Annotated in this window: 10 protein-coding genes; 7 read left to right on the top strand and 3 right to left on the bottom strand. The window is 44.4% G+C overall.

What is annotated here, in order from left to right; genetic code table 11:
- Nucleotides 1-368 precede the first annotated feature (368 nt).
- A complete protein-coding gene (locus tag O9332_RS06745; RefSeq protein ID WP_288024421.1) occupies nt 369-2,522 on the top strand; it encodes a polyribonucleotide nucleotidyltransferase in 2,154 nt (717 codons plus the stop codon).
- A 135-nt stretch (nt 2,523-2,657) separates the two neighbouring features.
- Here O9332_RS06745 and rpsN read toward each other — a convergent pair whose 3' ends face one another.
- The gene (gene rpsN / locus O9332_RS06740) at nt 2,658-2,960 is read right to left on the bottom strand and encodes a 30S ribosomal protein S14 (RefSeq protein ID WP_002740009.1); all 303 of its coding nucleotides are present in this window, start codon (nt 2,958-2,960) and stop codon (nt 2,658-2,660) included.
- A 120-nt stretch (nt 2,961-3,080) separates the two neighbouring features.
- Between rpsN and O9332_RS06735 the strand changes: the two genes are divergently transcribed.
- Complete coding sequence (locus O9332_RS06735) at nt 3,081-3,620, top strand: NUDIX hydrolase (protein ID WP_002759617.1); 540 nt, start codon at nt 3,081-3,083, stop codon at nt 3,618-3,620.
- Here the strand turns inward: O9332_RS06735 and O9332_RS06730 are convergent.
- Nucleotides 3,613-3,795, bottom strand: coding sequence for a hypothetical protein (locus O9332_RS06730; RefSeq protein ID WP_002759616.1), 183 nt, complete (start codon nt 3,793-3,795; stop codon nt 3,613-3,615). The genes O9332_RS06735 and O9332_RS06730 overlap by 8 nt on opposite strands.
- A 186-nt stretch (nt 3,796-3,981) precedes the next feature.
- Between O9332_RS06730 and O9332_RS06725 the strand changes: the two genes are divergently transcribed.
- Nucleotides 3,982-6,207 carry a glycosyltransferase gene (locus O9332_RS06725; protein ID WP_002759615.1) on the top strand — a complete coding sequence of 742 codons (2,226 nt, stop codon included), beginning with the start codon at nt 3,982-3,984 and terminating at the stop codon, nt 6,205-6,207.
- Between the two features lie 474 nt (nt 6,208-6,681).
- On the top strand, nt 6,682-8,115 hold the full coding sequence (locus O9332_RS06720) for a DUF7305 domain-containing protein (protein ID WP_288024419.1): 1,434 nt from the start codon (nt 6,682-6,684) through the stop codon (nt 8,113-8,115).
- A 6-nt stretch (nt 8,116-8,121) separates the two neighbouring features.
- Here the strand turns inward: O9332_RS06720 and O9332_RS06715 are convergent, their stop codons facing one another.
- Nucleotides 8,122-8,868 (bottom strand): DUF4079 domain-containing protein, encoded by a 747-nt coding sequence (locus O9332_RS06715; RefSeq protein WP_002759613.1) that lies wholly within the window; start codon nt 8,866-8,868, stop codon nt 8,122-8,124.
- Between the two features lie 141 nt (nt 8,869-9,009).
- Between O9332_RS06715 and O9332_RS06710 the strand changes: the two genes are divergently transcribed.
- The 3 genes from O9332_RS06710 (at nt 9,010) to O9332_RS06700 (ending at nt 12,061) form a co-directional block, all read left to right on the top strand.
- The gene (locus tag O9332_RS06710) at nt 9,010-9,147 is read left to right on the top strand and encodes a hypothetical protein (protein ID WP_196219830.1); all 138 of its coding nucleotides are present in this window, start codon (nt 9,010-9,012) and stop codon (nt 9,145-9,147) included.
- A 58-nt stretch (nt 9,148-9,205) separates the two neighbouring features.
- On the top strand, nt 9,206-10,696 hold the full coding sequence (locus tag O9332_RS06705) for a UDP-N-acetylmuramoyl-L-alanyl-D-glutamate--2,6-diaminopimelate ligase (RefSeq protein ID WP_288024416.1): 1,491 nt from the start codon (nt 9,206-9,208) through the stop codon (nt 10,694-10,696).
- A gap of 141 nt (nt 10,697-10,837) precedes the next feature.
- Nucleotides 10,838-12,061: an RNA-guided endonuclease InsQ/TnpB family protein gene (locus tag O9332_RS06700; RefSeq protein ID WP_002759610.1), complete on the top strand. Its 1,224-nt coding sequence runs from the start codon at nt 10,838-10,840 to the stop codon at nt 12,059-12,061.
- The last annotated feature ends 84 nt before the right edge of the window (nt 12,062-12,145 follow it).

Below are 12,145 nucleotides of genomic sequence, written 5' to 3'. Positions count from 1 at the left end.
AGTCAGTAGTCAGGAGAATTAAGAATGAGCATTAATCAATTAAATGCTCTATTTGGTTATTTTATGCAATTTTATGCTTATTTTTCTCATTTTTGCCCTCTCAAAAATTAATTATGCAAGAACTCTAATGTTAAATCCTGTTTAAAAGTGGGGGATTGGGGGATTGGGGGATTGGGGAAGTGGGGAGCTTTTTTGCTGTGATCGGTAAACGGTAAAGAGTAATCAGCCAACTGAAAACTCAACTCTGATCACTGATAACTGATCACTGATAACTGATCACTGAATACTAAACCTGGCAGAAAGGGGGACAAAAAATGCTAGGATTGCCACAGCACAGAGAAAAGTGAAAGAAAGGAATATAGCTTTACATGGAAGAGTTTGACAAGTCAATATCCTTTGATGGCAGGGATATTCGACTAAAAATAGGGCTTTTAGCCCCCCAAGCTGGCGGTAGTGTTCTGATCCAATCGGGAGAAACGGCGGTTTTAGTGACAGCAACCACAGCCAAAGCCAGAGAAGGAGTAGATTTCCTGCCCTTGACCGTTGACTACGAAGAGAGATTATACGCCGCCGGGCGCATCCCGGGAGGATTTTTGCGTCGTGAAGGTCGTCCCCCGGAAAAAGCAATTCTGACCGGTCGTTTGATCGATCGCCCCCTGCGGCCTCTATTCCCCAGTTGGCTACGGGATGATATTCAGGTGGTCGCTACGACCCTCTCCATGGACGAGGAAGTACCCCCGGATGTTTTGGCCGTTACCGGGGCTTCCGTGGCGGTTTTGTTGGCAGGTATTCCCTTCCAAGGGCCGATGGCAGCGGTGCGCGTCGGTTTACTAGGGGATGAATTTATCATCAATCCCACCTACAAGGAAATCCATAACGGAGAATTGGATTTAGTGGTGGCCGGTAGTCCTGAAGGGGTGGTGATGATCGAAGCGGGAGCTAATCAGTTACCAGAACGGGATATTATTGAGGCGATCGATTTTGGCTATGAAGCGGTCCGCGACCTGATCACCGCTCAACGGGAATTGATCGATCAGTTGGGTATTCCCCTCGTCACCCGAGAAGCGCCGGCAGTAAACGAAACCGTGCATAATTTCCTGAAAGAACAAGCTAAAGAGGAAATTAAACAGATTCTCTCTCAGTTTACCCTCAGCAAAACCGAACGGGATGAGAAATTAGCGGCGATCGAAAATCGGCTCAAGGAAACTATAACCGCTCTCCCCGATGAAGATCCCTTAAAAGCTCCAACGCTGGAAGAACCCAAGTTAATCGGTAATCTCTTCAAGGATCTGACCAAAAAACTGATGCGCGCCCAAATTATTGAGGATGGGGTGCGGGTTGATGGTCGCCAACTGGACGAAGTACGCCCGATTTCTTGCCGGGTGGGAGTTTTACCCCGTCGGGTTCATGGTAGCGGCCTGTTTAATCGCGGTTTAACCCAAGTGCTTTCGATCGCCACCCTTGGCACCCCCGGTGATGCTCAGGATTTAGGGGACGATCTCCATCCCGAAGATGAAAAGCGCTATCTTCATCACTACAATTTTCCACCCTTTTCCGTCGGTGAAACCCGTCCCATGCGTTCTCCCGGCCGTCGAGAAATTGGTCACGGTGCTTTAGCGGAAAGAGCGATCGTACCTGTCCTTCCCCCACAGGAGGAATTTCCCTATGTGCTGCGGGTAGTGTCGGAAGTCCTCTCTTCTAATGGTTCCACCTCCATGGGTTCCGTGTGCGGTTCCACCCTGGCGCTGATGGATGCCGGTGTTCCCCTGAAAAAACCCGTTAGCGGTGCGGCCATGGGTTTAATTAAAGAAGGGGAAGAAGTGCGGATTTTGACCGATATCCAGGGTATCGAGGATTTTCTGGGAGATATGGACTTTAAGGTGGCTGGCACTGATTCCGGCATCACCGCTCTCCAGATGGATATGAAAATCCCCGGTTTAAGCATGGAAGTGGTGGCCAACGCGATCAAACAAGCTTTACCGGCCCGCAAACATATCCTAGAGAAGATGTTAGCGACCCTAGAAAAACCGCGCACGGAATTATCTCCCCACGCACCCCGGTTATTGACGATCAAGATCGATCCAGATCTGATCGGGTTAGTAATCGGGCCGGGTGGTAAGACGGTTAAAGGGATTACTGAACAGACTGGCACGAAAATCGATATCGATGACGATGGTACTGTCACCATTTCCTCCACCGATGGGGAACAGGCCGAAAAAGCTAAACGACTGATCTACAATATGACCCGCAAACTCAATGAGGGTGAGGTTTATCTCGGTCGCGTGACTCGCATTATCCAAATCGGCGCTTTTGTGGAAGTTTTGCCAGGAAAAGAGGGAATGATCCATATTTCCCAATTGGCCGAGGGACGTGTCGGCAAGGTCGAGGATGAAGTGGCCGTGGGGGATGAGGTGTTAGTCAAGGTACGGGAGATCGATAGTAAAGGTCGTCTCAATCTCACCCGTCTCGGTATTCATCCCGATGAGGCCGCCGCTGCCCGTAAGGCTGCTACTGTAGTCTAGGTGAATTTTTTGTTCATGGTTAACTCTCGATCGCTCGATCGAGGGTTTTTTTATCGCTAAAATTGCCTAAAAACGGCAATAGAGACGCAAAAACCACGCCTCTATCACGGTATTTTCCCTAGATATTGTTTCTGACTACCAGCTAGACTTGACCACACCGGGTAAAAGACCTTGGTGGGCCCATTCCCGTAAAACGTTGCGGGATAAACCAAAATCGCGATAGTATCCTCTCGGTCTGCCGGTCGTTAAACAACGGTTGCGGTGACGACTGGGAGCGCTATTGCGGGGTAATTCCTGTAATTTTTGGTGAATTGCCAGTTTTTCTTCAAAATCCTCGGCGGTGCGGAATTGTTCTTTTAGTTCCGCTCTTTTAGCTTCGTATTTTTGTCTGAGACGAGCGCGTTTTTTCTCGCGTTCTACCATCGATTTTTTTGCCATGGGGTTTCTCGAAAAAGATTTAACCTGTAAAGACAGCATTTCCCATTATAACCTGAAACACCGGTGACAAAAGCAACATTTCTTGATATTAATTCTTAAAGTCCTAGTTGAAAATTTTCTATGTCTGAACCGCCTCAATTTCTCCAACAACGTCTTTTTTATCAAGGTCGCGTCTTTCAATTTGAAGTCTCGAAACTGCGTTTACCTAACGGTGTCGAGGGAGAATGGGAATGTGTCCGTCATCCGGGGGGTGCTTTAGCAGTTCCAATCACCAAGGAAGGTCAATTGGTTTTAGTACGTCAGTATCGATTTAGTTTGCAAGCTCGAATTCTGGAATTTCCCGCCGGAACGATTGATGAAGGAGAAGACCCTGCTACGACGGTAAAACGAGAATTAGAGGAAGAAGCGGGCTATCGGGCGCACAATTGGCAATCTTTGGGTAAATTTGCCCTGGCACCCGGTTATTCCGATGAATACATCTATGCTTTTCTAGCCCAGGATCTGGAAAAATTAAGCTTGCCCCCCGCTCAAGATGTCGATGAAGATCTAGAAGTGGTTTTGATGAGTTTTGAGGAAATGGAATCGGCGATCGCACGGGGAGAATCGATCGATGCTAAAACTATTACTAGCTTCTATCTGGCCCGTTTAGCCCTTAATTAATCTTTTCAATCACCGCTTGTCCTAGTTGAATCAACTCAAAACCGATAAAAAGGCTTAAAATCACGGTGACAGCCTGATTAAGCAGGGGTATATTGCCTTTGCCTAGAGCAGAAGCGACGAATTTGACCACAACTAAAACGAGAGCGCTAACAACGGCGATTTTGACGGCTATCATAGATTAATTTTTCCTCACGGTTAACCGAAGTATACTATTTCTACACTTTTTCTTGCCAGTTTCATCTTCGGCTTGATACAAAATGTAGCATTTTGGTGGAGAGCGCTCCTGTCATTGCCAAAAATGCACAGGTTTTTGTTAAGAATTGTAAAATGTAGTTAGATTTATTTACTCAGAAGGGGATTTATGTCTAACCAAGAATCGATTTTTCCGTTCCCTCAAAAACCAGCATATTACTCCGTATTCAAGTCGATTTTAGCGATAATATCAGTTATTTTAATTATGTTAGCAGTGATCGGCGGGCTAATGATGGTCAGTTTATCATTATGTTGGCCAGAACACAATATTGATCGATTAATACTTGGCTTAGTAGAAGATTTTTTTAATCCATTTGCTTGGATTAAAGTTCCCACGGTTGCTCATAGCTATCAATTATTATTACCCACGGTTATCCTGCTAATTTTTACGCAGTTAATCATTTTCTTGTCTCCGCGTCCGCAAGTTTGGTCAAGATTAGTCATTATTTCTATCACTCTCGCTATCACCCTGCGCTATCTACTCTGGAGGATTCTGGAAACCTTAAATCTTTCCACCCCTCTCAATGGCTTTTTTAGTTTACTGCTTTTAGGCATTGAGATGATAGTTTTAAGTGGTAGCATAATTCAGTTAGTTTTAGTCTTAACCACGAAAGATAGAAGCCAAGAAGCTGATTTTTATAGCCAAGCAGTGATCAATAAACAGTATTTGCCCACGGTAGATATTCTGATTCCCACCTATAATGAGCCAGCCTTTATCTTAAAAAGAACTATTATCGGTTGTCAAGCCCTTAATTATCCTCATAAAAATATTTATATTCTCGATGATACCCAGAGGTCAGAAATTTATGAATTAGCAGAAAAATTAAATTGTAATTATCTGACTCGTGAGGATAAAAAAAATGCTAAAGCAGGCAATTTAAACCATGCTCTCAGACAAACTCAAGGGGAATTAGTGGTAGTTTTTGACGCAGATTTTATCCCTTGTCGGAATTTTCTAGAAAGAACTGTTGGCTGGTTTCAAAACCAAAAAATTGCCTTAGTGCAAACGCCTCAAAGCTTTTATAATGCCGATCCTATCGCCTATAACTTAGGTTTAGAAAATATCGTTACTCCCGACGAAGAATTATTTTATCGTCATATCGAACCAGCTAAAGATGGGGTGGGTAGTCCTGTCTGTGCTGGTACTTCTTTTATTGTCAGAAGAAAGGCCTTAGAAGAAGTGGGCTACTTTAATATAGAATCTATTAGTGAAGACTATTTCACTGGGATTGCTATCTCTGCCAAAGGTTATGAAGTTATTTACTTAAATGAAAAACTCAGCGCTGGTTTATCTGCCGAAAGTTTATCAGCTTATTTACGGCAAAGATTGCGCTGGGCAAGGGGAACTTTACAGGCCTTTTTTATCAAAGCTAATCCCCTAAAAATTGCGGGACTAACTCTACCACAAAGATTGGCACACTTAGAAGGAATATTATCTTGGTTTTCTCCCTTAGCTCGTTTATTTTCTCTCCTTATTCCTCTCCTTTATACCTTTGGTTATATCGTACCTTTGAACATTACCATCCATGAGACAATCTATATATTTTTACCCTACATGATGCTGCAGTTAGCCACTTATCACTGGTTAAATTCTCGCTCGCGCTCCATTATTTTTTCTGAGGTACTATCGATGATTATTTGTGTACCTACATCCCTAACAGTTCTCCATGTTCTTTGGAAACCCTTTGACAAAGGATTTCAGGTGACACCGAAGGGAATTGCTCGTAAAAATTATCAATATAATTGGCGTTTATCCTACCCATTACTGTTTTTTCTCACCATTACCTTAATTAGTATTTTCTTTAATTTACGCCATCACAATTATCAAGCAAGTCCCCTAAATTTTGGCTTGATTTTGGCTATATATAACGTGGTTATTATCATGACTGCTTTAGTGGCTTTATTGGAAGCTCCCCTCACCCTAGAAACTCAATACCAATTGCTAGAATATCCTGTTAACTTGATAACAGAATCGGATATAATTATGCAGGGCAATCTGAAAAAACTTTCAGAAATAGGAGCAGAAATTCACCTGAGGGAACCCATCTACTCAGAAAAATTACTCCTAGATATTTTAGGCGAAGATTTGCGCCTATCGTCTCATCTAGTCAATCTAGAAAAACGAGGAAAAATCTGGCAAGCAACCCTTAAATTCCAGCCACTTACCCTATCAGACCAGAGAAAACTAATTACTTTTTTATTCTGTCGTCCCCAGCGCTGGCCAGTGAAAAATACGGCAGGAGAATTACAATCCCTTTGGTTGTTAATTATCAGCTTTTTTCGGGGTATAGGCTTAATTTGTCGGGCATTTTTGCATCGAAAAACAGCCCTTTAGTTACGTCAAAAATCGAAAATACTTAAGTAGCTGGTTATAGTTAAATTTAAAATGGATTTTAGGTTCGATCCCCCCTTAGTCCCCCCTTGATAAGGGTGGTGCCGATCCCCCCTGCCCCGCTTGATAAGGGGGGTGCCGATCCCCCCTTAGTCCCCCCTTGATAAGGGGGGTGTCTGATAATTTTTAACGCCTACCTACTTATCGAAAAATTACTGGCTGATTATCCTATCAACTGGCTTTTGTCTGTGATTTTACTCACATGGCTATTCCTGTATTATCACAGTTGTCACTTGAGCAAAACTTGATCAGTAGTTAGGTGTTAAAAACTGTCAGATACCCCGCTTAATAAGGGGGGAGCTGCACCCCCTTATCAAGGGGGGCAGGGGGGATCGAACCCAAAATCCATCTTCAATTTAATTATAACCAGCTATTTATTATTATAATAGAAGTAACCATTCTTAGATGAACTGGCTTATGAACAATCGTTTATGTCTTCACCTGATGGCTAATAAGGAAAAAGGGTTTGCCTTGCCTCTTGCCGTGTTAATTGGACTTATCCTGATGGTGACAGGAATGACTATGATCATGCGCGCCCAAGGGGACCAATCGAAAGTAATTGCCCAAAAAGCCCGGGCTGATAGTTTAACAAGTTCCGAAGTGGGGCTGGCTCGCGTGCAGGATCTACTCAATAGTGTTCGAGTTATGGCGACGGTTGATAGGAATTGTACTTCCGGCGATTGTTGGCAGAACGCCAGATATGATGTGGATACTGATCCCACCGATTTACAAAAACATTTAAAAAAATTAGTCGACGCCGCCCCCTCCTGTAGTAATCCCAACGATGCTGTTACCTTGAAGAAAAAAATCAATGAATTAAGAGATTTGAGCGCAGATAAATGGGTTGATCTCGGTAATAATAGTTATTATCGCGTGGTTGAATACAATTATCGTATTGATACTGGCATGGGAGTTCTCACCCTCGAAGGACTTTCCCGCAAAAGTGCCGCAACAGACATAACTAACATTACTATCGATAGAGATAGTGACGATAATGCCGCCTCCCGTAACCGCGTGGTGGTAACTATCCCTATTCTTGATGCCCCTCACCACGCATTTAACCGCACCACGGTCCCAGCTTTATGGATAAGTGAGGGAACGGCGGACGATGGTGCTAAATTTGAAGGGGATGTGGTGGAGGTTGTGGCGTGGCCAGAATGTGATATTAAGCAGGATAAGATTCCAACGCCCAGCACTGGAACCCCCCCCTACAAAGCACAAGTTGTCGGTGTGTTTTTCCCCAATTTACCGGAGACTCCCACCGGTATTCCAAGCCTAGGAGACCTTACCAGTTCTGAAACTTTTCCCAGAACGGGAGACACAGCATCTCCCAGCGGAGTGTACGAGTATATCTTTGATGATATCGACTTGGATGATGGCGAGAAGATTACCATTACTGCGGGGGACCGGGTAGTTTTCTATGTTAAAGGTAACATTAACGGTGCGATCGAACACGATTGTGGTAGTGTGACTGGCTGTAAACCGGGCAATCTACAGATTTATGCCGATAATGGATTAGGTTCCGCCAATCCGCAAATTTGTCTGAAAGGAAACCAAACACTACAAGCGTTTATCTTTGCTCCTGACTATTCCCTCGGTAAAACCGATAATGGTACTTTTATCGGTGCTGCCTGGGGTAAAAATTGGGGCCAAATTTCAGGCTGTCTCTCAAGTAGCGGTGCTGTAGCTGTTACCCAAGGGGTAGAATGGACTGAATTAATCTATGACCTGAAACCCCAATTTCCCCGACTTGGTCAGATTGCCAATTGGTGTGAGGAACCCATCGATACCCTTCCGGGTGAATCTATGTGTGATTATTTCCCGACTGCTTCACCCTCTCCCAGTCCCTAAAAAAGTTTAACTTATCGGGTTGGTGGGGGGGGTTGAGGATTTCGGTTCAGGACAGGTTTTATTGGCGAAATCACAGCGATAAATTGCCGGTTTTTGCCAACTGAGGGGAATTTCCAGCAAATCCCTGGAACCGGTCATGGCTTGTCCCAGAAAGAGAGCCAGAGCAATACAATTGAGAATTGTATGGGCGATGCGCCAACGATGGGAACGGTCTTTATAGATATCTTCGACAATGGCCAGAGAGAAAATCATCAGTAATGATGCCGCCATGCCGATATAGTAGTGGGACCAGTACCATTGGGCCGAGAGTCGCCAGACCCCATCCTGAGCACCGATAATAATTAAACCCATGCCAGTCAAGGTGGCAAAAATTCCGCGCCAGAGGCCTTGTCTAGCGCGGTAGAGACAGACCAAAGAGGCAATGGTGACAAAAAACATCAAAATCACAAAAAAGACCTGAAAGGAGTCTAATTTTCCCTCTTTTTGTTGATCGACAAAACCATTAAACCCGTAAACGACCGAGTAAGCTAGTGCTAACAGGTTAACCCCTACCACTGTACCCGTTAACCAGCGGCCTAAGCGTAGATGTTCTGGCCCGACCACTGGGGGAATTTTACTTTTATTTCCCGCATTGGTTTCTAAGCGACGTTGACGGGTTTGCCAAGCAAAGTTAACTACGAGGCCGATAATAGGGAAAACGACCACTATCCCTAGGACAGGATGAATGAGAGCCAGAAAATCGACGAATTGCATATAAATATCCCGAAAATAGTCAGCAGAAAATCGTCAATAGTTGACAAGCTATAGCCTTGTTTTTTTTAGCTTATCGCAGATATCAGGAGCCGGTCGGCAAAAGGCAAAAGGCAGGAGATAGGGTGATAGGGTGATAGGGTGATGAGACAGCTTCCCCACTACCCCACTACCCCACTACCCCACTACCCCACTACCCCACTACCCCACTTCCCCACTACCCCACTACCCCACTTCCCCACACCCCACTTCCCCACACCCCCACTTCCCATTTCGGACTAGGAACCTCTTCGATGATCGGCTAATCTAAAAGCAGCAATCCTTAGATTCAATCCTGACTATGAAACTACAAGAACTTTTAACAACTATCCCTCTGGTTTCCCCGATTTCTTCTCCTATCGCTTCTATTACCGAGATTACAGGAATTTCTACTAATTCCCATGCTTGTCAACCGGGAGATTTATTTATCGGTTTACCCGGTACTCGCGTCGATGGGGGCGAATTTTGGCGTTCCGCTTTGGAAACCGGGGCCGTAGCGGCGATTATCTCCCCGGCAGCCGCAGCTAAATTTCCCCCCCCGGAGGATGCTTCGGTAATGGTTGTGGCAGATTTAGTTACTGCCGCTGCTGCGATCGCTGCTAAATTCTATCATTATCCGGCCCTTACCCTAAAATTAATCGGTGTGACGGGAACCAACGGCAAAACCACCACCACCCATTTAATTGAATATTTTCTCAGCCAAGCAGAGATTCCCACCGCTTTATTCGGGACTCTTTACACCCGTTGGCAAGGATTCCAAGAAACCGCTAATCATACCACCCCTTTCGCTAACGAGTTACAAGCCAGTTTAGCCAAAGCGGTGAGCGCCGGCAATGAAATCGCCGTCATGGAAGTTAGTTCCCATGCACTGGCCCAGGGACGGGTACAGGGTTGTACTTTTCCCGTGACGGTGTTTACCAATCTCACCAGGGACCATCTCGATTATCACCTCGACATGGAGGATTATTTCGCCGCTAAAGCTAAATTATTTAGTCCCGATTATCTGCAAGGTAAGGCGATTATTAACCTTGATGATGAATATGGTCAACGTTTAGCGGCCTCCCTGTCTCCCCAACAGGTTTTAACCTATAGTGTGTCCGATGCTCGTGCCGATTTTTATACTAAAGATTTACACTATCAACCCACGGGAGTTCAAGGGGTGATGGTGACTCCCCAAGGAGAAATAGCCTTTGCTTCTCCTCTGGTGGGTCAATATAATCTAGCTAACCTCTTAGCGGCGGTGGCGGCAGTGTTAGAATGTGGTGTAGATTTAGGGACAGTAATCGCTCAAATTCCCCAGTTTTCAGGAGTACCGGGGCGGATGGAACGGGTTAGCACCGCTCCCGACCAAGATATCAGCGTCATTGTTGATTATGCCCATACTCCCGACAGTTTAGAGAATGTTTTAAAAGCAACACGTCCCTTTATTTCTGGTCGGATGATTTGTGTTTTTGGTTGTGGCGGCGATCGAGATCGGACAAAACGACCGTTAATGGGTAAAATAGCCGCAGAATTAGCAGATTTAGCCATAGTTACCTCCGATAATCCCCGCACAGAGTCTCCCGAACGAATCCTTCAGGATATCGTCGCTGGCATTCCCCCAGAAATTACCGTGCAGGTAATTAGCGATCGCGCTTTGGCCATTGACACCGCTATTCAAGCAGCGCAACCGGGAGACGGAGTAATTATTGCCGGTAAAGGTCACGAAGATTATCAAATTTTGGGGACGGAAAAAATCCCTTTCGATGACCGCGAACAGGCCCGGGCCGCTTTGATAAAAGTGAAAAAGTGATGAGGGATGATTAATTGTCAAGAAAAGCTAACATTAGTTGACCGAAAATTTGGGTACAAGCCCCGCCCTCCGCTTAAATATGTATTGTCAACTTAAGGAATTTTGTGTTAAGATGTTGATACTCGATCGAGCAATGTCAAAATGTTTGTACTAGAATACAAGGTTAAGCCAAAACCTAATCAGATAGAAGCCATTAATGAGGCAATACGGACAACCCAATTTGTTCGGAATAAAGTCCTGCGTTATTGGATGGATAATCAGGGTGTTGGCAAAACAGAGTTATTTCGATACAACACAGCATTAAGGAAAGAGTTTAAATTTGTTGATGATTTAAACTCCCATGCTTGCCAGACTGCCGTAGAAAGAACCTTGCGGGCAATTACTCGGTTTTACGATAATTGCCAAAATAAAGTTAAAGGAAAGAAAAACTACCCTAAGTTTAAAAAACATTCCCGTTCTGTTGAGTATAAAGTATCTGGATGGAAGCTATCAAAAGATAAACGCCATATTACCTTTACAGACAAAAAAGGTATTGGTACTCTTAAGTTGATTGGTTCTAGAGATATTAATTACTATCAACCAGACCAGATTAAACGGGTAAGAATCCTTAATCGTGCCGATGGTTACTATGTGCAGTTCTGCATTAAATTAGACCCCAGAGACACGGTTAAGCCTTTAACACCTTCCCAGAAAGCCACTGGGATTGATGTGGGATTAAAGTTTTTCTTAGTAGATAGCGAAGGCCATCAAATTGATTGTCCGAACTACTATCGAAAAGCTGAAAAACAACTAAACCGATTAAATAAAAAAAAGTCAAAGAAATACCGTAAGGGTAAAAAACAATCTCGTAATTATCACAAAGCTAGAAAGCGATATGCTCGGAAACATTTAAGAGTAAGTAGGCAACGAGAAGAGTTTGTCAAGAGTGTGGCACTCCGTTTAGTTAAGTCTAACGACTTAATCGCCTATGAAAACTTGAATATCAAAGGCATGGTCAAGAATCGTCATTTAGCGAAGTCGATAACCGATGCAGGATGGTCTGTTTTTAGGCAATGGCTAGAGTATTTTGGGGACAAATACGGCAAGTTAACTATAGCTGTCTCACCTCATAATACGTCTCAAAATTGTTCTAATTGTGGACAAAAAGTCCAAAAGTCGCTATCTACTCGAACCCATGTTTGTCCTCATTGTGGATATACAGATTGTCGAGACAGAAACGCCGCTTTAAACATCTTGCAAAAGGGATTAAGTAGCGTGGGGCGCACGCAAACTTTAAACGCTTCGGGAGAGATTCCCTCTTGGTTGGTTGGAGAAATCCTGCTTGCTAACGGAGACTCAATGAACGAAGAATCCCCGTCTTTTTAGAGCGGGGAGCGTCAAACAAAAAAGGCGTTACAGGCGCTTTGATTGTCTGAGGCCTCTGGCTTTAGACTTTGGGAGATACCCCCC

The organism is Microcystis sp. LE19-10.1B (assembly GCF_027530565.1).
Taxonomy (GTDB): Bacteria; Cyanobacteriota; Cyanobacteriia; order Cyanobacteriales; family Microcystaceae; genus Microcystis; species Microcystis aeruginosa.
This window is presented reverse-complemented; position numbering and strand designations above follow the sequence as displayed.

Coding starts and splice junctions, on each gene's coding strand:
- O9332_RS06720 (WP_288024419.1), top strand. CDS start 6,682: ATGAACAATCGTTTATGTCTTCACCTGATGGCTAATAAGGAAAAAGGG.
- O9332_RS06715 (WP_002759613.1), bottom strand. CDS start 8,868: ATGCAATTCGTCGATTTTCTGGCTCTCATTCATCCTGTCCTAGGGATA.
- O9332_RS06705 (WP_288024416.1), top strand. CDS start 9,206: ATGAAACTACAAGAACTTTTAACAACTATCCCTCTGGTTTCCCCGATT.
- O9332_RS06710 (WP_196219830.1), top strand. CDS start 9,010: ATGAGACAGCTTCCCCACTACCCCACTACCCCACTACCCCACTACCCC.
- O9332_RS06700 (WP_002759610.1), top strand. CDS start 10,838: ATGTTTGTACTAGAATACAAGGTTAAGCCAAAACCTAATCAGATAGAA.
- O9332_RS06745 (WP_288024421.1), top strand. CDS start 369: ATGGAAGAGTTTGACAAGTCAATATCCTTTGATGGCAGGGATATTCGA.
- O9332_RS06725 (WP_002759615.1), top strand. CDS start 3,982: ATGTCTAACCAAGAATCGATTTTTCCGTTCCCTCAAAAACCAGCATAT.
- O9332_RS06730 (WP_002759616.1), bottom strand. CDS start 3,795: ATGATAGCCGTCAAAATCGCCGTTGTTAGCGCTCTCGTTTTAGTTGTG.
- O9332_RS06735 (WP_002759617.1), top strand. CDS start 3,081: ATGTCTGAACCGCCTCAATTTCTCCAACAACGTCTTTTTTATCAAGGT.
- rpsN (WP_002740009.1), bottom strand. CDS start 2,960: ATGGCAAAAAAATCGATGGTAGAACGCGAGAAAAAACGCGCTCGTCTC.